The sequence below is a fragment of the Paenibacillus guangzhouensis genome (genome assembly GCF_009363075.1).
GTDB lineage: Bacteria > Bacillota > Bacilli > Paenibacillales > Paenibacillaceae > Paenibacillus_K > Paenibacillus_K guangzhouensis.
Genome location: NZ_CP045293.1, coordinates 431,690 through 452,290 on the forward strand (window position 1 = coordinate 431,690; position 20,601 = coordinate 452,290).

The 20,601-nt window shown below is 46.3% G+C and carries 14 protein-coding genes and 1 riboswitch; of the genes, 10 read left to right on the forward strand and 4 right to left on the reverse strand.

Features of this window, described 5'->3' with window-relative positions; genetic code table 11:
• Positions 1 to 42: 42 nt before the first annotated feature.
• Complete coding sequence (locus GCU39_RS01965) at positions 43 to 1,395, reverse strand: carbohydrate ABC transporter substrate-binding protein (protein WP_152391963.1); 1,353 nt, start codon at positions 1,393 to 1,395, stop codon at positions 43 to 45.
• A 261-nt stretch (positions 1,396 to 1,656) separates the two neighbouring features.
• Here GCU39_RS01965 and GCU39_RS01970 point away from each other — a divergent pair, with 261 nt between their 5' ends.
• Entirely contained in the window at positions 1,657 to 3,090 is a 1,434-nt protein-coding gene (locus tag GCU39_RS01970) for a carbohydrate ABC transporter substrate-binding protein (protein WP_152391964.1), read from the forward strand.
• A 23-nt stretch (positions 3,091 to 3,113) separates the two neighbouring features.
• On the opposite strand, the gene GCU39_RS01975 is transcribed toward GCU39_RS01970, so the two are convergent.
• The gene (locus GCU39_RS01975; RefSeq protein WP_152391965.1) at positions 3,114 to 4,721 is read right to left on the reverse strand and encodes a response regulator transcription factor; all 1,608 of its coding nucleotides are present in this window, start codon (positions 4,719 to 4,721) and stop codon (positions 3,114 to 3,116) included.
• A gap of 23 nt (positions 4,722 to 4,744) precedes the next feature.
• The gene (locus GCU39_RS01980) at positions 4,745 to 6,481 is read right to left on the reverse strand and encodes a sensor histidine kinase (protein ID WP_193726729.1); all 1,737 of its coding nucleotides are present in this window, start codon (positions 6,479 to 6,481) and stop codon (positions 4,745 to 4,747) included.
• A gap of 180 nt (positions 6,482 to 6,661) precedes the next feature.
• Positions 6,662 to 6,760: riboswitch (purine riboswitch) on the forward strand.
• A 135-nt stretch (positions 6,761 to 6,895) separates the two neighbouring features.
• Here GCU39_RS01980 and GCU39_RS01985 point away from each other — a divergent pair.
• Both GCU39_RS01985 and GCU39_RS01990 read left to right on the forward strand, forming a co-directional pair.
• Positions 6,896 to 9,154, forward strand: a complete 2,259-nt coding sequence (locus GCU39_RS01985) for a 5'-nucleotidase C-terminal domain-containing protein (RefSeq protein ID WP_152391967.1) — start codon at positions 6,896 to 6,898, stop codon at positions 9,152 to 9,154.
• A gap of 196 nt (positions 9,155 to 9,350) precedes the next feature.
• On the forward strand, positions 9,351 to 11,975 hold the full coding sequence (locus tag GCU39_RS01990) for a glycoside hydrolase family 3 protein (RefSeq protein WP_152391968.1): 2,625 nt from the start codon (positions 9,351 to 9,353) through the stop codon (positions 11,973 to 11,975).
• A gap of 193 nt (positions 11,976 to 12,168) precedes the next feature.
• Here GCU39_RS01990 and GCU39_RS01995 read toward each other — a convergent pair whose 3' ends face one another.
• Positions 12,169 to 13,683, reverse strand: a complete 1,515-nt coding sequence (locus GCU39_RS01995) for a thiol-activated cytolysin family protein (RefSeq protein ID WP_152391969.1) — start codon at positions 13,681 to 13,683, stop codon at positions 12,169 to 12,171.
• Positions 13,684 to 14,049: 366 nt separating this feature from the next.
• Between GCU39_RS01995 and GCU39_RS02000 the strand changes: the two genes are divergently transcribed.
• From GCU39_RS02000 to GCU39_RS02030, 7 genes are read left to right on the forward strand one after another with little or no spacing between them, the layout of a single operon-like run.
• A complete protein-coding gene (locus tag GCU39_RS02000) occupies positions 14,050 to 14,925 on the forward strand; it encodes a MurR/RpiR family transcriptional regulator (protein WP_152391970.1) in 876 nt (291 codons plus the stop codon).
• 13 nt (positions 14,926 to 14,938) lie between these two features.
• Positions 14,939 to 15,616: an N-acetylmannosamine-6-phosphate 2-epimerase gene (locus GCU39_RS02005; RefSeq protein ID WP_152391971.1), complete on the forward strand. Its 678-nt coding sequence runs from the start codon at positions 14,939 to 14,941 to the stop codon at positions 15,614 to 15,616.
• Between the two features lie 26 nt (positions 15,617 to 15,642).
• Positions 15,643 to 16,617 (forward strand): N-acetylglucosamine kinase, encoded by a 975-nt coding sequence (locus GCU39_RS02010; protein WP_152391972.1) that lies wholly within the window; start codon positions 15,643 to 15,645, stop codon positions 16,615 to 16,617.
• Positions 16,614 to 17,360, forward strand: coding sequence for a sugar isomerase domain-containing protein (locus GCU39_RS02015; RefSeq protein WP_152391973.1), 747 nt, complete (start codon positions 16,614 to 16,616; stop codon positions 17,358 to 17,360). The genes GCU39_RS02010 and GCU39_RS02015 overlap by 4 nt, the downstream gene beginning before the upstream one ends.
• Positions 17,361 to 17,393: 33 nt before the next feature.
• Positions 17,394 to 18,761, forward strand: a complete 1,368-nt coding sequence (locus GCU39_RS02020) for an ABC transporter substrate-binding protein (protein WP_152391974.1) — start codon at positions 17,394 to 17,396, stop codon at positions 18,759 to 18,761.
• 59 nt (positions 18,762 to 18,820) lie between these two features.
• Entirely contained in the window at positions 18,821 to 19,738 is a 918-nt protein-coding gene (locus tag GCU39_RS02025; protein WP_152391975.1) for a carbohydrate ABC transporter permease, read from the forward strand.
• Positions 19,739 to 19,752: 14 nt separating this feature from the next.
• Positions 19,753 to 20,589 carry a carbohydrate ABC transporter permease gene (locus GCU39_RS02030; protein ID WP_152391976.1) on the forward strand — a complete coding sequence of 279 codons (837 nt, stop codon included), beginning with the start codon at positions 19,753 to 19,755 and terminating at the stop codon, positions 20,587 to 20,589.
• The last annotated feature ends 12 nt before the right edge of the window (positions 20,590 to 20,601 follow it).

Below are 20,601 nucleotides of genomic sequence, written 5' to 3' on the forward strand. Positions count from 1 at the left end.
CACCATTATTTTTTGGGATGAACCTTATCTAGCAGCGCGTAATTATTTTTTCAAAGCCTGGCGTAATGCGTCGCTTGCTTTCGTAATGGCTTCAACCCATTGCTGCTCGGTTTTAGCGCCAGTAACAAGGGAATCCACGGTACCGAACACCGCATCGGAAATGTTGACGCCTTCGACAGGATCCGTTGTAGCGAACGCGCCCATTGCGGCTTTGGCACCGTTATCATAAATGCTGTAGAAGAGCTTGTTATCGCCATCCAGCTTGCCGGACATCCCCTTGATTGGTTGAACAGCGCCGACTTTGGCAAAAATCGCGGCAGCTTCGTCCGAGTAGAGGTATGCGATAAATTGCTTAGCAAGATCGGCATTTTCCGCTTTGGCTGGAACCCAAATTTGCTCAAAGAAGGTGTAGGAGTAACGGTCACCGCCATCTTTGACAGCAGGCAGCGAAGTGAATCCCCATTTGAAGCCGTCAGCACGAGGGGCTTTCCCCATTTCTCCGACAACCCAAGTGCCGTTAGGCATGAAGAGTGCTTTATTATCAAGAATGAGCTGTTGGTTCTTCGTAAAGTTATCTTTGTTGCCATTCGCCGGTACGGTCTTCTCCGTATACGTAGCAAGCTTAGCGATCGTGTCGAACACTTGGGTCGCTTCAGGGGATTGCCATACGCCTTCGGTGTAATTCATCGCTTTGGTGAAGAACTCCGGACCGCCTGCTTCATTTAGCAGCGCATAGAAGAATGCATCGAAATAACCCGTTGTCGGATAAGAGAATAAGGAAATGCCTTCAGCCTTCGCTTTGTCGCCTAGAGCCCACATTTCGTCCCACGTTTTAGGAACTTCCCATCCCTTTTGCTCAAATAAGCCTGCATTATAGAATAGACCACAAGGACTATAGAACATAGGCATCAGGAAAGTCTTGCCATCGCCATAAGGGTTCGTAATCGTTGTGTCCGTAAAGCCTGGAATAAGCTTGTCCTTCACGGTAACGCTTTCATTTGGGACCGTCATGGAGAGGACATCCGAAAGATCCGTAAGGTTATTATCTTTGATGAAGGTTTCGGTGAGCCCCTTAGGCTGGCCAACCGCTAGATGAATAATATCCGGGAAATCGCCTGATTTCATGCCAGGTCCAATCAAATCTTCGATATTCTTATCGATCGTCATATCGACCTTAACGCCAGGGTTGTTCTTCTCAAATGCTGCGGCAACTTCTTTCCATATATCCGTACCGTAAGCGGTTTCCAAAGCAGCGAATTTTAAAGTACGCGTCTCGCCGCTCGAAGACGTTGAATCACCCGAGGCTGTGCTCGCGTTACTATCCGTACTACCGCCACAACCCGCTAGACCCAGTGTCAATGATGCCGTAAGTACAAGACCGAGAATTTTTTTCATGTTAACCCTCCTAATGTTTTGTCTGTATTTGACTTCTCGGAGATTAGATTACGCATCCGAATAATCGATTTCAATAGATTTGCATGATGTGGATAGGATCGTCCATAGAGATGCACAAATTATCTATAAGAGCGATAGGAAGGAGGGGGAAAAGCTAAAATTGTACATAGATCCAGCTTGATTCGCCATGTACGTTTGCGGAATAGATGTTTATAGTAGTAATGTTAGAGATATGCTGGATACGGATTAGGAGTGGGCTTCATGCGGAAAAGGGTTGGCTTATTATTAGTCATGATTCTTATAATGGGGTTGATTGGATTAAGTAAATATTTCATTTCAATGCATGACCGGCCAGCACCCACAACCGATTCTTTAGCCGATTTTAATAATAAGGAATTAAGCATTGCCGTATTTCAAGGCGGATATGGTCCTGAATATTGGGAAGAAGTTATCGCGATGTTTGAGAAAGCTTATCCGGGCGTGAAAGTCAATTTGACGATCAGTCCTCGAATCGCCGATGTCATCAGGCCACAGTTAGTCGCGGGTAACCCGCCCGATTTTTTAGCGATTATGGATACGGAGCAAAGTGGGCTAATCGACTCCTTAGTGAAGGAAAAAGCTTTGTTAGACATTACGGATGTTTTTGAGAGCAAAGCATTGGACAAGAACCAGCTGCTGAAGGATATGGTTCTTCCAGGCATGTTGGAGAGCACCAGATTTTCCCCTTACCAAGACGGAAGAATCTATATGGCGCCATTTAATGCCGGGCCGATGGGGTTGATTTACAATAAAAATTTGTTTCGGGAAAAAGGGTGGAAGCTGCCGGAAACATGGGATGAATTCTTCGCATTGGAGAAGGAATTGAAGAAGGAAGAGAATGATGTTGTCGATGAGCATGGCAACAAGAAGAAGAGGGCCTTATTCACCTATCAAGGCATTTATCCCAATTACCTGGAGGAAATCATGTATCCATCCATTGCGAATGCGGGGGGCATGGACCATCTTAAACGCATTTTCGCCTATGAACCGGGTTCTTTCAAGACAAAAGAGGTAAAGAAGGTGCTCGATACATTCGCCAAGATTGGTACGAAAGGTTATTTAATGAACGGTACGGTAGCCTTGAACCATACGCAGTCACAGACCGATATGATGCTGGGGAAAGCTGTATTTATTGTCAATGCAACCTGGATGGAGAATGAAATGAAGAATTCGCCTCGAGAACCGGGCTTTGAATTCGGCATGATACCCGTTCCTGTATTTAATAAAGGGGATCAACGATATATTCTTACAAGCTACGAGCAATTTTCGATCCCAGCAAGGGCCAAAAATCCGGAGCTTGCCAAGACATTCCTGAAATTTCTGTACACCGATGCCTCCGTTAAACTATTTGCTGAGAAATCGAATGGGGTATATGCGCTTAAGGATGCCAAAGAGCTTTCCAAACCTTATTTATCGCCGGGCGTATATGAAATGTTCAGCGCGTATGATGGCGCAACGACGATTCTGCAAGATTGGAAGGCGCTTCCGAAGGGTTCGGATATCGATATGAAGACAGAATTGTTCAAGAAGACGATGACTCCGATCATGACGGGGAAGATGACGACGGATGAATGGATGGATAATGTCGAGAAGGTCTTTCGAAAAGCGCAAGCTGAGATGGCAGCTGGAAAACAAGAAGTGTCCCCCACGTCATAGTGACACAGGGGACGCTTTTTTATTTAGCTATTTCTTTTGGACTCGAATTGTCTAGGTTTATATTCGGAAGGCGAAATGCCGAAATGCTTCTTGAATAATCGGTTGAAGTAGAATTGATCGCTAATCCCGACCATAGCGGAGATCTCCTTCATATAATTGCTGCCCTGCATAATTAGCTCTGCGGCTTTATTCATTCTTACATTGTTGATATAGGTAATCAGGCTCGTCCCGACTTGTTCCTTAAACACGCGGCACAAATAATTTTCGCTGAAATTCACATGATCCGCGATCATTTCGAGCGTAATTTTATCTTGATAATGCGATTCGATATAATGAATAACGTCTTGTACTTCTTTTTTTAATATTGGCAGGGTGGAGACTTCCGACGATAAAGTTAAGCATTCGAACGCTTGCCATGTGGCTGTCAATAGCGCATCCATTGTCTTGCATTTGGCTATTTTTTTTCGATGGTGTTCATATTGTTCTGCGTCATGGACTTGAATTCTGCTCTCGCTTAATGGAATATAATCGAGGCACTTCATCATAAATTCTTTGACGGTATCCGGGTGAATTTGGTTACGCTTACATTTCTCAGCCAATGACTCAAGCTTATTTTTGATCGAATCTTTGCCATCCTTATGCCACTGCTGAATGATGGATATCGAGTAATCCACGTAGTTTGTTTGCCCCATCTCTAACGCAAATTTGATTACGCTTACATCAATCGCATGAAGATGATCATAAAAATTGATATTTAAGGCGTCCGTACATGCCCAATATTTCCGTCTTGCTTCATCATAGCCAACAATTTCTTGCGTATAGACAATAATCGGCTCTAATGAAATATACATTTCGATTAATTTGCGAATTTTGTTCATGAAATCGATCGGTTCCATCCGATGATTCTTTAGCTGCTGCGTGGAAATCAACGCAATAATACTGTTGGCTTCAACTTGAAATACCTCGATATCGTTGACCGTCTCAATGAGGTTGAGGATCGTATTCTCTATAAATGCAGCCGAAATATCGCTTTTTGCACGATGATCATCGGAAGGGTCCAAATCAAACGTGATATAGAACAGATAACAGGGGGTATCCCTTAAATGCAGTGCGATTTGTTTGTTTTGCAGAAAATGATTGATATCATAATACGTATCCGTAAAGTAATCTTTTAAAACGGAATTCTTGACGCTCTTCAGGTTGTTGCGCAGAAATTGGTCCTTCGCTTCTTGTTCTTGCAGGGTATGCTGCTCTTCTTGAAGAAGACTGGCTGTCTGTCGAAGCTGTGCGATCAGGTCATCCGTTTTGATGCTAATTTTGAGAATATAATCGACAGCGCCAAGCAGCAAGGCTTCACGCACAAGTTCATAATCCCCAAAGTTACTCGCTACAATAACCTTTCCTTTATAATTTTGCGCGTTGAGCTCTCTCATGAATTGAAGACCATCCATATTCGGCATTTTGAGATCCGTAATGATGATGTCTGGATGTAATTTGGCCACCAAATTCAAAGCCTCTTTCCCGTCAGATGCCGTTCCGCAGATCGGAAACCCGAGCTCATCCCAATTGATCATCGTTCGAAGGGCGATTTTAACAATCGGTTCATCATCGACTAGCAGCACATTAAACATTGTGAAGACCCCCTTGCCACCGTTTACTCTCGTCTAGGAATGATTATTTTGCAACAGGTACCTTTACCTATAGCACTAGAAATAAATAAGCCATATTCTTCTCCATAATAAAGCTTAATGCGTTCATTCACGTTCATGATCCCGATACCGGATAGTTTTTTATGATTATCATGTGCGTTATGAATGAGGCTTGTATCGAACCCTTTGCCATTGTCACTGATTTCAATATGAATCCATTGATCGACTTGCTGAACTTTGATTATTATCTCGATGGATTTGCCGTGATCGGATAAGCCATGAATAATCGCATTCTCAGCCACAGGCTGTAGAATCAATTTGGGGATGCGGCAGTTGACCAGTTCCTCGTCGATCTCATATTCAAATTGAAAGCTATCGGCATATCGGATTTTTTGTATTTCAAAATAATGAGTTAGATTATGGATCTCCTGTCCAATCGTAATTTCTTCATCTTGATCCAAGATCGTGCTGTGAAGCAATTCAGATAAAGAGCTAATGCCGTTGCTTAATACCGGAACCTGGTTAATGATGGCAAGCCAGCGCAACGTATTCAATGTATTAAATAGAAAGTGCGGATTGATCTGAGATTGAAGCATCTGAAGCTCGAGCTCACGCTTGCGCTTTTGATCTAGTTTCTGATTATGCATCAGTTTTTCGATTTCATCAACCATACTATTGATTTTGCGAGAGAGCACGCCCATTTCATCTTCATGCTGGTCTTGAATGCGATTCGAGAATTCGCCGTTTGAAATCTGATTGCTAAAGGCGATAATTTTCTTAATCGGTTTTACGATACTGTTGTTCATGAAATAAATGATGACGATACAGAAAATAACGATCATCATGCTGATCATGGTTATGCTGGTGGTAATCCTATTCGTCTCTGAATTAATGTACGAATACGGCATCATCGATACGAGATACCAGCCGATTTGCTCATTATAGATATAAGAAATTTGTTGATAGTTATGATTGACCTGCCCAGAAAATGAATGGCTGCCCTGTGCTTGCTGTTCCTTAATCTGATTGATAAGTTCGGGGTCTACATAAGATCCTCCGAGTGTAATCTCCTTGTCGCTCGCTGATAAAACGGTTCCATCGCGTCCCATGATCATGAGTTTCGAGCCGGTTCCCAAATCGACGCTAGATAGAATGTTTTTCGTGAATAGATCGTTACTGATGAAGACAAAGGCATATCCGATCTGGACTGAACTGTCATTCAGGGCATGTATTTTTCTTCCCAGAACAATGGTGTCATACGACCTTACGGTTTTGACGTAGGTCAGACCATCGTAAGGGGCATTCTTATCGACATCTTTTATTGCTTTCTCTAAGGCTTGACTACTGATGGTCTCGAATCCTAGTTCATAAAATAGATGATGGCTCGAATCCACGATACTTACGTTCACCACGTGAGATGGAAAGATCGTCCTGAATATGTCATCCATTGCTGCTTCTTTGGCATTCTCATCGACTTCTTGATGCGCAGCTCCTTTGGACAGGTTCTCTTGAACAAATTCATTCGTCGAGATTGATCCACAGAGATATTGATAGTTCTGGAGCTCGGCAAGTAAATTTTTATTGACTAAGGTAACGGCCTGATAGGTAGATTTGCTAAGTTTATCGCTAATGGATTCCGAGTAAATCTGATAAGCATAATATCCAAGGAAGATGATGGGAATAACGGAAACGACGATGAAGGTTCCGATGAGTCGATACTGGATTTTAAATTTACGTAACATAGAATAGCCCCTTCGATTTGCTAAGTTCATACTACCATAGGATGCGTCGATCGCCTGTACATCTTATTTTAATTGGATAGGATCGTCCATACATTGCATAATATCGTCTATCGGGTCATGGGCATCATCGAAATGATATATTGACAATCTATACTATTTTTATTATCCTTTAAAAACGCTAATGAATTTCATATCCATTTTCGTATAACTCCAATAATATGGTTTGGAGGTCTCTACCAGGAACCGAAATTCCTGATTACGAAGAAAGTACAAGCTTTGTATTTTCTCCGTAATTAGGAATTTTTTTTGTTTCAACGGACATGCGGATTAGCCGTATAACGTTCGTATGCCGTCGGTACTTGCTGATGGAATGCGATCTTTATATAAAATTTACATAAAAGGAGAACGAACTGCATGAAGAAATTTGCTCCAAAGCGTTATGTCGGACTGTTGCTCACATTCATGTTATGTGCCACGGCTCTCATCACGCCTCTCTCCGGTAACAATGTTCAAGCCGCAGAGGCTGAACCGGACACAACCATAACACTACTCGGCACGTCGGATATCCATGGAAGATTTATGCCTTGGGATTATGCGCTCGACGGTCCGAACAAGACGGGCAGCTTGACGCAGCTGTACACGATTGTCAAAAAGGTCCGTGAAGAGAATCCGAATACGATATTGCTGGATGCAGGAGACATGATACAAGATAACTCGGCAGAGTTGTTTAATGATCAACCGAAGTCTCCGATGATGGTAGCGATGAATGAGATGAACTATGACGCATGGGTCATGGGGAATCACGAGTTCAATTTCGGGCTGGATGTGCTAGAGAAAATCTCCTCGCAATTTAAGGGGCAGCCTTTAGTTGGAAACGTTCTCAAAGAGAATGGCGACCGATACATGCCGGCTTATACCATTATTGAGAAGGCTGGGGTCAAAGTTGGCATTATCGGTATGAATACACCGATGATTACGGAGTTTGAAAAGGGAACCGACCACTTAGACGGCATTATCGTGAAGGATCCTGTGGAAGAAACAAAAAAAGCGATCGCTGAGCTAAAAGGCAAGGTTGATGTCATTGTTGGTCTCATGCATATGGGACTCGATAATGAGAATGGAAAACCAGGTACCGGCGTAACGGATATCGCGAATGCGAATCCCGAACTAACTGCTATTTTCGCCGGACATATGCATACCTTGGTTGAATCGAAAACGGTGAACGGCGTGCTGATCTCTGAACCGAATAAATATGGATCGCATATTTCGCGTATCGACCTGAAGTTCACGAAACAAGGGGATAAAGTGGTACTGAAAGACAAACAAGCCACGGCTCTGGCAGTAAAATCCCCAGACGGTTCGTTTGAGGAATCAGATAGCGGGCTAGAGGGCATTTTACAGCCATTCCACGAGTTTGCGCGTGCGGATGCGAATACCGTTGTCGCTGAACTGAAGGGAACCAACCTTGTCCCATCCAATGAAATCAAAGGCATTCCTGCCGTTCAAATTCAAGAGACGCCGTTATCGGACTTCTTCAGCGAAGTGATGCTCCACTACAGCAAGGCCGATGTCGTCGCGCATCAGATTGATAATGATAAGGCGAAACTAGATGTTGGGCCGATCAAGAAAAAAGATATTGCTTACAATTATCAATACGCGCTTGGCGAAGTGACGGTGTACCAAGTAACAGGTAAGGACTTAAAAGACTATATGGAATGGGCCGTAGGTTATTTTAACTCGACGCGTCCAGGCGATGTAACGGTCAGCTTCGATTCTAAGCGACGTGCCTCGAAATACAGCACCAATGATTTCTTTGGCGGCGTATCTTATGACATTGATTTGTCCGAGCCTTATGGCAGCAGGATTAAGAACCTGAAGTATGCGAATGGCACTTTCGTGAAGGCAGACGATACGCTGAAGCTTGGTATGAACGCCTACCGCATGGAGGCGCTGAGAGCGAAAGGCGGCGCGCTGGAAGGTAGAACATTCAAGCAGCTCTGGTCTTCCAAAGATGCTACGGCCTATGGTGAAGATAAGGGTACCATTCGCAATCTCTCGATCGCTTATTTGAAAGATGTCAAAAAGGGCGTATACGAACCAACGATCCGTCATAACTGGAAAGTAACGGGCGTCGATACGACGGCACCAGCACGCGCAGATGTTGTGGAGCTAATCAATGATGGTATTCTATCGGTTCCAACAACGGAAGATGGCAAATATACCAATATCGCTTCCATTAACATTCTAGATGCGGTAACACAAGAAGAAATCACTGCGCTCTCTACCAAAGCGAATGTAGACCAAGCGTTGTTCTCTGGTGTAAAAACCAAAGGCGATTTCTATCAAAAGCTGAATCAAGCGAGAAAAGTTTCGAATGTTGTGGTTGAAGAACAACCTAAACCTAGCAAACCTGTCGTCGTTGAAGAGCCAGCTACACCAGAACAAGTTACACCTGTACAAGAGCCTACGGGTAAAACAGAGAAACTAGCTAAAGTGACAGCTCATTTCTTGAATGTACGGGCTAACGCCTCATCCACAGCAAAAATTTATACAGCCGTACCTAAGGGTACCGTCTTGAAGGTATTAAGCACCAATAAGTATGGATGGGTGAAGATTAACTTGAACGGCAAAGAAGCCTATGTGTATGGACAATATGTAAACATGTTGCCTTAATTCTAGCTGTATCGTGCTCGACCCAAAAGCCAGCAAATTTCCTTTGATCAGGGGTTTGCTGGTTTTTATTTGCGAAAAAATAAATTCGATCAACTTTGTTTATTCGATAGACAAAGTGTTCTGGTGAACGTATAATGGTACCGAAATCATTAAAAGAAAGCGTCAAGCACTCAGAAAGCTAAAAAGGAGATCGCAAATGAGCACAAGAACAGACTTACAACATTACCCTTATATGAATGCAAGCTTGCCGATTGAAGAAAGAGTTGCGGACCTATTATCGAGAATGTCGCTGGAAGAAAAGGTAAGACAGCTTGATATTTATTCGGGCAACGAAATTTCCGATTCCGTCGAAAGCCTTAATGCAGATGCGCTGAACTATGAAAAAATGGAAAAGGTATCTGCCGGCATTGGCATCGGATGCATCCAAAACCGAAACTCCAAAGCAGAGACAGCCAATAAAATTCAGGAATATATCATCCAAAATACAAAATGGGGGATTCCGGTACTCTTCAGCGAAGAGGGACTTCACGGGTTTGGATGGAGAGGCTGTACCGTGCTCCCTCAGCAGGTTGCGCTTGCATCAACATTTGAGCCTGAACTCGGATATAAACAAGCGAGAGTCATCGCTTCGGAGGCGCGCAGCTTTGGTATCCATGAGGTTTGGGCACCTGTTCTCGATCTAGCTAGGGAAATTCGATGGGGACGCGTGGAAGAAGGATACGGAGAAGATCCCTATCTAGGGTCTTTGTTTGCGGAGAGTATGGTAAGAGGGCTTCAGACGGATGATCTCACAAGAGCCGATGCCGTGGTGTCGGAACCCAAACACTTCACAGGATACGGTGCGCCAAGGGGAGGGCACAATTGCGCTCCGGCCATGATGGGGCATCATGACAATGCATCATTCTGTCTGCCTGTATTTGAGGCTGCGTTCCAAGCGGGTGCCATGAATACCATGTGTTCCTATAACTCCATTGACGGCACACCTGTGGCTGCTGACCATTCGCTACTAACTGGTGTACTCCGTGACCAGTGGGGCATGAAGGGCTTCGTCAGAGCGGACATGACGGCAGTCTCCATGCTGCATACCTGTCACTATGTGGCCGAGAGCAAACGGGAAGCGATCAAGATGGGGCTTGAAGCTGGCGTGGATATGCAGCTTTACGACTTTCCGCATGATATCTACCAGGATAACATTATTGACCTTGTCCGATCAGGCGAGGTGGACGAGAAGGTTGTAGACACAGCTGCAGGACGCGTCCTTACCGTTAAATTTGCCGTAGGGCTCTTTGAAAATCCATATACGGATATTGAACTTTCTGAGAAAGTTGTCCACTGTGAAGAGCACGTGCAGACGGCGCTCGAAGTTGCAAGAAAGTCGATCACTCTGTTAAAAAACAGCAAAAATATGCTTCCTCTTAAAAAAGACATCGGTAAGATTGCAGTAATCGGACCAAGCGCCGACGTTCCCCGTTACGGAGATTACAGCAGCCCTGTCGTGCCTGAGCATGCGGTTACGCTTCTGCAAGGTATCAAGAACATCGTTTCGGACAAGACCGAAGTGATCTATGCCAAAGGCTGCGAGATTCTGGAGTCCGACCTTATGCCGATTCCGGACAGATGGCTTAAGGACCATGCCGGAAACGACGGGCTTTTGGGTGAGTACTTTAATTCTCTTTCTTTTGAGGGAGAACCTGCTTGCGTACGAAATGATCGGCAGATCCACTTCAACTGGATTTATACCAAGCCTGCTGACGGCGTTAACGCAGATAACTTTACCGTTCGCTGGACAGGCAAAATAAAACCGGACGCTACCGTGGATGGTTACATTGGACTCAGCAGCATGGACAGCATGCGCCTATGGATAGACGGCAAGATGCTTGTGGACGGTTGGGGAGAGCATGACGCCAATCAGATGGTGGCGTTCCAATTCGTCCAAGGCGAGGAGTACGACGTGAAGGTTGAATATCTCAACGATTCTCGTGGCGTAAGGGTTATCCTCGGTTACAGTCTTGGTAATAACGATATGGATGCAGCAGTGAAGGCGGCACAAGAGGCGGATGTTGCCATCGTTGCGGTGGGTGACAACGAGCAGACCTCTGGAGAGAACCTGGATCGCGCGGACCTGAATCTTCCGGGAAGACAACTAGAACTCGTGAAGAAAATTTATGAGACCGGAACACCTGTTGTTCTTGTGCTCCAAAACGGACGTCCGATGTCGATCACATGGGAGGCAGAGCATCTGCATGCGATTGTAGAGGCATGGTTTGTTGGCGAGCAGGGCGGTAATGCCATGGCAGAGGTGATTTTCGGAGATGTCAATCCTGCAGGCCGCATTCCGATGTCTTTCCCGAGATCGGTAGGTCAGCTGCCTGTATTCTATAATCGCAGACCGTTCTATGGACATAAATATGTTGAAATGGACTGGCTTCCGTTGTACCCATTCGGATATGGCCTGAGTTACACGACATTTGCTTATTCGGATCTTGATATTTCCGCGCAGGAAATTGCTCCGGATGGAGAAGTGAATGTATCGTTTAACGTAACCAATACGGGAACTGTTGCAGGGGAGGAAGTTGCCCAGCTCTATATCCGAGATGAATTCAGCAGCACGGTCAGACCGTGCAAGGAGCTCGCGGGCTTTAAGCGAATTCGCCTTGAACCAGGCGAAACCAAGCGCATCACGCTGACACTGGGGTATCGACAACTCCGGACACTGACGAGAACCTATGAATGGGTTGTGGAACCGGGTAAATTCGAGGTGATGGTCGGGCCGAACTCGGACGAGGCTCCGTTGACAGGAGCGTTTTACGTTCGGAAATAAATTTGTAAGAGTTAAAAGACGAAGCGATGAATAATAGAAGGTATAATACAGGCGCGCCAGATATTGGACGTCTGTATTTTTATGTTGAAATGTAGGATGTGGAGGATAGGTCATCTCCTGCGTAATTTGCATGAAATATGCTAAAAGGGCCGCCTCTCAGTCATTCGTATGACTGTAGAGGCGGCCCTTGCGATTAAGATTCGAGACTGACCGATGCTCCAGGGTATAACGTCGTTCCCCAGATTGATACTTTGATATTGCTCGATAATGGCATGTTGATCTCGTTGACTACGGTTCTCCACCAATCCCATGCAAGACCCGTGCATTCTCGCGCTACGATGGTGATGTTTTTGGCGTTAGGCGGAAGTGGAATCTCCGTCGAGTAATGCGCCGTTTTATCGCGACCATTGTCTTTCCACGTTTGATGCGTAATGGTTTCTTGTCCATTCGCATCATATGTGAATTCATCCCAGGATACGTCGAACTGCGCTACGTACGCACCGCTGTGATTCAGCGTAATTTTACCTTTCGAATATTCCGTTGATTTGGTCTCTATATAATCTGTATTGTTGTGAACAGCAGCAATGGCATTGTCTTTCAAGAAGACGCTTGTATATGAAATTGGGTATGCTGGATTTCTACTGCTAAATTGTGCATTATCTTTAATGACACTTAGGATCATATTGAAGTCTTTCGTAACGACTTGATTATGTGTCTGTGCGTCGCCGCCTAACACAACAGCCGTGAATGAACTTTCATCATAAATATCTTTGTACTGCCCGCTGCTGCTCGCTTGAATGTTCGGATTGCTCAGCAATGCTTTGAATGCTGCTTGGACATCACTGCTCTTTGAAGTTGTCTCCAATTTGACGTAAATGGTTCTGCCATAAGCCACATTGGTGACCATTAGCGGCGGAGCCTCGTTGCTTACCCCTTTACGGGCCAATTCTGCAAACGTTACGCTGTCATCAAAGAGATCCGATGGATTGTTTGGAAGCGCCGCACTTACCGTATAGAAAATTTGCTTGTAAGCTGCGACCATCACTTTCTTCTCACCGCTTGCTACCGCGTTAAAGTCGATGCCGAGTGTATTGTTCAGCACTTGTGCGTTCACATTCAATGCGGATGCAATTTGGTTCTTACTATAGACCATCGATTCCGCATACTGCAATCTTGCAGGCAAGGTATGTGTATCCGAATACTTCTCAATCCAGGTCGACACGAGCTGATCAACGGCACCCGATACTTGGCTATAATTCGGATTCTCCACTAGCAGCGTATTCTCATTTTTCAACCCGGGTAGATCAATACTGATATTTAATGGTTTTCTTGCAGCCATAACCAGACTAGGCTGATTATTCGCGAAATCCTCATTGGCAAGCTGTATCGCGCCGGGATACGAACGGTTCATAATTGAATCTACAATGGAAATATCGATCGGAGACGTAGTGAGCGATTTCTTGTCCCGTTCAATAACAATATATTTACCGCTCGACAGGATACCTTCTTTTGGAACAAAACTATTGATTTGATCGCCATTGACAGCTAATACGTCATAACGATTATAATTCAGGCCTGCGATTCCATCATCGATATCATTCGGCATGCCGGCTGCAGCGAATGATATGCCTGAGTTTGAGAAAACGCTTACACTAATGAATAGGCAACCGAGCCATTTCATGAGTTTTCTGTTGTTTAGCGTTGTCATAAAAATTCCCCCTCCTTTTGGTAAAGCAGTAGGATCCTACACTATATATATCGTTCATTTTGTGCCGAATTGTTAGAAAAACGCGATAACGAAAGGGTGGGTAATATTGCCATACAGGCGGACTTAAAAGTCTCTTGTTCATGAATCAACCGTTAGAGCGTGAGGTTAGGTAATTGGAAAAGCTGTCTCCGGTACTTTACTGGTGGCAGCTTCTTTATGTTTCGTTGCGAATACTGAAACAAGCAAATATAACTATTAAGAATAAAATATTTATTCTCTATAAATTTATGAAAAAAATATTCTTGCTAAGCATTTAGGCGGGTGCTATACTGATCTCAACATAAGCCCGAAGGAGGAATAGCAGCAATGAGCGATACATTGCCACCTGTTCAGGATCGAACAGGAGAAGGACTCACATTATTTGCAATGATTCAGAATGCTTATGATAGCTTCAGCGTCACGGAAAAACGGATTGCCGATTTGATTCTCAATTCGCCCGAGACGATTATTTATAACACAGTGACTCAAGTCGCCGAAGGTCTGGAGGTAGCGCAATCTACCGTGACGAGATTCTGCCGGACGATCGATTTGCGCGGCTATCAAGAACTCAAAATCCGCTTGGCTCAAGAGCTGGAGCGCAGACAGCCAGCGATGCCGGAGCAAGAAGCGCAGAGCCTTCCCGGACAACTCGCGAATAATGCGGCGAACAGTATCTTAGATGCAGCCATGCATATCGAGGAGTCCGTGTTCGAATCAGCGGTAGCGGCCATTCTGGGCGCGCGAAAGATACATATTTTCGGTCTTGGGGAATCGGGCCCGATGGCTCAGCTGCTGAAGATCAAATTGCTGGGGCTTGGCCTCATGGTCGATGCGCAAGTCGATGTCCATCTGCAGATGATTGCGGCAGCGCATCTGGATTCGGGCGATGTGGCGATCGGGATCTCGCAGCAGGGCAGCACGAAGGATATCGTTGCCGCCATGCAAGCGGCACGCAAGTCTGGGGCGAAGACCATTGGCATCACAGGGCATGGGAAAGCGCCGATTACGGAGGTCTCGGATATTAGTCTCGTCTGCATGAATCGCGGGCTGAGCAATATCGTGGAGAGCTTCAAGAGTAAGGCATCGATGCTGTACGTCATTGAGTTGTTAAGCATCAGTTTGACATTGAAAATGACCGATCAGTCGCTGGAGATCAAAAAATTGTGGAAGACGACCGATTCAATTCTCGACAAATTGTATTAAGGAGTGTAGCTGCATGATCGCATCGATAAAAAATAAAATTATCGTATCCTGTCAGGCATGGCCTGGAACACCATTCTATGGTGATCCGAGGCTAATGCGGGCGATGGCTGAAAGCGCTTTACTGGGCGGCGCTGGAGGCATTCGAGCGAATGGCGCCGACGATGTTCGCGAGATTAAGACGACGGTCGATCTGCCGGTGATCGGCATTAATAAACTGCCTGATCGGTACGGCGTCCGCATCATTACGCCGGACTTCGAGAGCGCTCGTGTACTGGCAGAAGCAGGCGCTGATATAGTCGCGCTGGATGCCACCTTTCAGGCGAGAGGAGATGAAGCCGAACTGCAGCAACTGATTCACGAGATTCAATCCCGTTTATCCCTTCCGGTTATGGCGGATATCTCAAATCTAGAAGAAGCCATACGGGCTGAACGACTCGGCGCTGATGTCGTCGCGACGACCATGGCGGGCTATACCTCCTATACGGAGCAAGATAAAACAGAAGGACCTGATTTCGAATTGATTACTCGCATCGCCCGGCAGGTTAAGTTACCTGTCATCGGTGAAGGTCGGTTTGCACTTCCGTCCGATGCTCACGAGGCGATTACGGTTCGCGGTGCTCACAGTGTCGTTGTCGGCACATCGATTACAGCGCCGTGGGAGATAACGGCGAGGTTCGTCAGAGCGATTTAATGGGGATGTAGGGGAGGAAATGATTCATGCTTCTACTTGGAATCGACGGAGGGCAGACGTCTACGAAATCCTGCCTGTATGATCATGAGAACGGCATTTGTCTATTCGCCAGCGGACCGCCGATCGATCATATGCTGACGTTCAATGGGCAGGTCAAAACCAAACAAGCTATCCAGCAGTCGCTACAAGCGCTGCTCGTGCAAGCGAAGCTGATCCGCAAAGTCGATATGGCGTTTGCCAGCATCAGCGGCGTGCATAAAGAGCATGAGGAATTAATCAAAAGTTGGATAGCCGAATGCGTTCAAGTGGATGCCTGCATGATCGAAGGCGATGTCAAAGCCAATCTGTCAGGTGCTTCGAACGGGAAGAACGACGGGGTGTTAATTATTGCGGGAGGTGGTAGCATAGGATATTACTTCGAAGGAAGGCGGGAGTTCGTTGCCGGCGGTTACGGTCATATTTTGGGGGATGAAGGGAGCGCTTATTGGATCGGACTTCAATCGATTAAAGCTGGAATTCGAGACAGTGAATCGCGCGGCCCGAAGACGGTACTCGGCAAGCAAATTCTTGATCATTTCGGCGAAGAATCGTTCTGGGGAATCAAAAAACGAATTCACGCAGACAAAATTCAAAGAAGCCATATGGCGCAGTTGTCGCTGCTCGTGGAGCGGGCAGCGGCCGATGGGGATGAAGTTGCACAGGACATTCTGCAGCGGGCAGGAGAAGAACTTGGCGGACTGGCCGTATCCGTACTGCAACAGGCAAAGGCATATGACAGCACGCTGAGGTTGGATCATGTCTATATGACCGGCGGTGTCGTTCATTCCGAACGGGTCGTCGCCAGCCTGAAGGACACGGTTCATCGCTATAATGCAGCTGTACGTATTTCCAAGCCGCAATATCCGCCTGTCGTTGGGGCGTTGATCCTATCGGCGCAAGCGCTTCAGGTCCGCATGGATATGTCGATCGTAAATCTGGCATTGCAAGGAGACGAGATATGAGCATTGGAGCGAATGAAATATTCAGAGCCATGACGTCGATCATCGAGCAATTAGAACGTACACAAATGGGCAATGTGAGTAAGGCTGCTGAAGAGATGTTTCAAAGTTTGTTAAAAGGGGGGATCGTGCATATCTTCGGTGCGGGGCATTCGCGCGCATTCGGTATGGAGATGTGCGGCAGAGCTGGAGGACTGGCGCCAATGAAGCTGGTCGGTCTGGAGGATATCGCTGCATTAGCAGGGACGACGGGCATTAATCTAGTAGAGTTAGAGAGGGATCCGTATACGGCTCACCGATTGATGGAAATGCATGCGGTTCAGCCCGAGGATGCCTTCGTCATCGTATCGAATTCCGGCAGGAACGGCGCATCGAATGAGCTTGCACTGGAGTGTCAACGCAGGGGCATTCCGGTGATTGTCGTGACCTCGCTGGATCATTCGCAGCATACAGACAGTCGTCATCCGAGCGGCAAGAAGCTCTATGAGATCGCAGACGTTGTCATTGATAATTGCTGTCCATATGGCGATGTACTATTAGACATTCCAGGTCTGACAGAAAAAACAGGCTCGGCCTCCAGTGTTGCGGGCGCGATGATCGCACAATCGCTAACCGCAGAAATCATTGCGCGCTTTGTCCAAGCGGATCGCACTCCGCCGGTATTCATTAGCGCCAATGTGGATGGAGGCGACGAGCATAATCGAGCCATCGTCCAACAATATGGACATCGACAAATCACTTATTAGACTCATCGTATCATAATTGAGGAGGCCAATACAATGAAGCAGCATAACCGTGTGACATGGCGGATATTCATCATATCCATCATCCTATTGATTGGTTTGACGGGCTGTGGCGGGAACTCCAAAGATATGACTTCCAATGAGAAACCAACGAAAGAGAACACGTCGCAAGAGAATGCGAATACGACTAACGATACGAAGGACGTTAAGCTTGTGTTTTGGCATTATTTGAATGACCGTCATGACTTATTGAAAGAAATGGCAGCGGACTTTGAACAGAAAACGGGGATCCAAGTCGATATCCAACTATTCGGCGGCGACGGCTTTAAGCAAAAGATCATGGCATCGGCACAAAATAACGCATTGCCGGATGTGATGACCTTCGCTGGCGGTGCCGGAGATCTGGGGCAGCTCGTCGAGTCGGGCAACGTCATGGAACTTAGCGATATGAAAGATATATTCAGCAAGTTTCCTAGCACCATTTTGAAAACGTTTTCTTACGATGAAGGTAATATTTTTGGCGTGAAAAAATTAGGCACTTATGCGATCCCAATGGATACGAACAATATCCAGTTCGTCTACAACACCAAGCTGTTCGAAAAAGCAGGCATCACTTCCGCGCCAACGACATGGGAGGAGCTGCTCGCTGATGTCGATAAGCTCAAAGCGGCAGGCATCGTTCCGTTCGCAACAGGCATTGGCTCATGGGTGGCCGGTTCGCTGGCAGCGCCCTATGAGATCGCATATCTAGGCGAAGAGAAGTTAGTGAACGTGAAGAAGGGCCAAGAGCCGCTCATGGATTCAGGTTACCTGAATGTACTGAAGCGATTCGAGGACCTGTACAAACATGGCGCATTCGCGGAAGGTATCGCGACGATGGATTTGCCAACGGCGGAGCAAATGTTCGTCAATGAAGAGGTTGCGATGATCTATGACGGTTCATGGGCTATCGGTGTGTTCAATCAGATGAATCCGAGTTTTACGCAATATGATGTATTCTCGCCGCCAAAACCGGCGGACGCGACGCATGATGTGAAAATACCAGGCGGTATCGGCGTTCCGCTCGTCATCAATCAACACACGCCAAATAAAGAAGCGGCTATGCAATTCGTCAGATTCCTCGTTGAAAAGGAGCAGCAGCAAAAATACGCATCCAAAAGCTTCAATCTGCCTGCCAACATGGAAGCGGCGACATCGGAAGGCGGCATGACGCCGGCCTTGCGCAACTTCTCGCTAGGCATGAACCATATCATCGAGAACGGTGGCACTTACCCGGTTCCAAGCGTGGAGACCGTTCTGCAAAAAGGAATTCAGTTAATTGCCATTGGACAGTCGACACCAGATCAGGTACTAAAGGAAATGGATACGGAGCTGCAAAAGGCATTAAAAGAAAAGAAAGAATAGCCATGCAGGGATCAGCGGCCAGTCAGGCTGTTCGTCCTGCTTAACACAGAGGTGATTCGATGGACGCAAGCAGCTTGCCAAGCACGAAAGGGAAGTCATACGGCAATCGAAAGAAAATCATCATGCGCTATCTTAATTTGGCTTATGTTTTGCCAGCGTTGCTGTTGTTTATCTTATTTTCATTGCTTCCGATCATTCGCACGGTACAATACAGCTTTACGAATTTCAATGGCGTGAATCCAAACTATGATGTTGTCGGCTTCAAGAACTATGCCGCAGCATTAACTGATACGCGGTGGTGGGAAGCGGTAGGCAATGGGGTCATTTTTGCACTGTTGTCGCTTGTATTCATGAATACCATTGCGCTGCTGCTGTCCGTCGCGGCGAACTCGAACATTCGGGGCGGCAAGTTTTACCGTGTCGTATTCTATATCCCGCCGATCCTGTCCGGCATCGTTGTCGGGTACATTTGGAAATGGATTTATGAGCCGAAGGGACTTCTGAACGGTGTGCTGAGGGACATTGGCCTTGACCATTTCACGCATGTATGGCTAGGTTCGATCGACACGGCGCTCTATGCAGTAGCGGTCAGCTCGATGTGGCAAGGGGTCGGAGGCTCGTTCATTTTATTCCTGGCGGGACTCCAAGGCATACCCAAAGACTTGTATGAAGCGGCGAGCATCGACGGCGCGAGCCGGTCTCAGCAATTGCGCTACATTACGATTCCATCGCTGCGCAAGGTATACACGCTGGTCAATATTTTGACGATCCTCGGGGCGCTCGGCATATTCAATCACGTCTATGCGATGACGATGGGGGGACCCGGTTACGCGACAGAGGTACCTGCGCTGCGCATTTATCGTGAAGCCTTTACCAATTCTGATTTCGGCATGGCGAATGCCTTCTCGTTAATATTCGGGATCATGCTGTTTATTTTATCGCTCATCCAATTAAAGCTGTCCCAGAAGAAAGACTAGAGAGGGGATAACGTATGCAGAGTAAAGGCACGTTCTTTTTCAAAGGCATCACTCATTTATCCCTGATCGTGTGGACTGTGATCTCCATTTTTCCGCTTGTGTGGATGGTCTCGACCTCACTGAAGCAGCGGAATGAAATTTTTACGAACCGGAGTCTGATTCCGAACAATGCGTTTAATTTCGAAAACTACAAGGATGCATGGTTTCAGGGCAATTTTAATGTCTATACGTTCAACAGCGTCTTATATTCCGTGATTGTCGTGGTGTGCGTAGTTCTATTCGCATCGCTAGCCTCATACGCCATCGCGAGATTGGATATGGCAGGGAAGAAGGTCATTTTCTTAGGTTTTATGGCTACGTTAATGATCCCGATTCCTGGTGCCTTTATTTCGATCTATCTTGTGGTCAGCAATTTGGGACTCGCGAATACGAGAATCGGCTATATTTTACCGCTCATTGCCGCAGCGCTGCCGGTGTCGATTTTCATCTTAAAAACTTTTTTTGATGAGATGTCGCGCGAACTGGAGGAAGCAGCGATCATTGACGGCGCCACCAGCTTCCAAATCTATTATAGACTCATGCTGCCCATTGCCCGGCCGGCGCTTGCGACGATCGTGATCCTCAATACATTATCGGTGTGGAACGAGTTTATGCTGGCCTTAGTGCTGTTCTCAGAAAATAGGCTGATGCCGATTCAGATGGGCTTATCCGTGTTCGTCGGACAATACACGACGCAGTATGAGCTGTTGATGGCGGCTTCCACGATTATGGTGCTGCCAGTCGTGCTCGTGTATATTGCGATGCAAAAACAATTCATCCAAGGGATAACATCAGGTGCGATAAAAGGCTAAGGAGGAACTTAA

Coding starts and splice junctions, on each gene's coding strand:
- GCU39_RS02015 (WP_152391973.1), top strand. CDS start 16,614: ATGAGCATTGGAGCGAATGAAATATTCAGAGCCATGACGTCGATCATC.
- GCU39_RS01990 (WP_152391968.1), top strand. CDS start 9,351: ATGAGCACAAGAACAGACTTACAACATTACCCTTATATGAATGCAAGC.
- GCU39_RS02030 (WP_152391976.1), top strand. CDS start 19,753: ATGCAGAGTAAAGGCACGTTCTTTTTCAAAGGCATCACTCATTTATCC.
- GCU39_RS01975 (WP_152391965.1), bottom strand. CDS start 4,721: ATGTTTAATGTGCTGCTAGTCGATGATGAACCGATTGTTAAAATCGCC.
- GCU39_RS01970 (WP_152391964.1), top strand. CDS start 1,657: ATGCGGAAAAGGGTTGGCTTATTATTAGTCATGATTCTTATAATGGGG.
- GCU39_RS02020 (WP_152391974.1), top strand. CDS start 17,394: ATGAAGCAGCATAACCGTGTGACATGGCGGATATTCATCATATCCATC.
- GCU39_RS01965 (WP_152391963.1), bottom strand. CDS start 1,395: ATGAAAAAAATTCTCGGTCTTGTACTTACGGCATCATTGACACTGGGT.
- GCU39_RS02010 (WP_152391972.1), top strand. CDS start 15,643: ATGCTTCTACTTGGAATCGACGGAGGGCAGACGTCTACGAAATCCTGC.
- GCU39_RS01995 (WP_152391969.1), bottom strand. CDS start 13,683: ATGACAACGCTAAACAACAGAAAACTCATGAAATGGCTCGGTTGCCTA.
- GCU39_RS02005 (WP_152391971.1), top strand. CDS start 14,939: ATGATCGCATCGATAAAAAATAAAATTATCGTATCCTGTCAGGCATGG.
- GCU39_RS01980 (WP_193726729.1), bottom strand. CDS start 6,481: ATGTTACGTAAATTTAAAATCCAGTATCGACTCATCGGAACCTTCATC.
- GCU39_RS02000 (WP_152391970.1), top strand. CDS start 14,050: ATGAGCGATACATTGCCACCTGTTCAGGATCGAACAGGAGAAGGACTC.
- GCU39_RS01985 (WP_152391967.1), top strand. CDS start 6,896: ATGAAGAAATTTGCTCCAAAGCGTTATGTCGGACTGTTGCTCACATTC.
- GCU39_RS02025 (WP_152391975.1), top strand. CDS start 18,821: ATGGACGCAAGCAGCTTGCCAAGCACGAAAGGGAAGTCATACGGCAAT.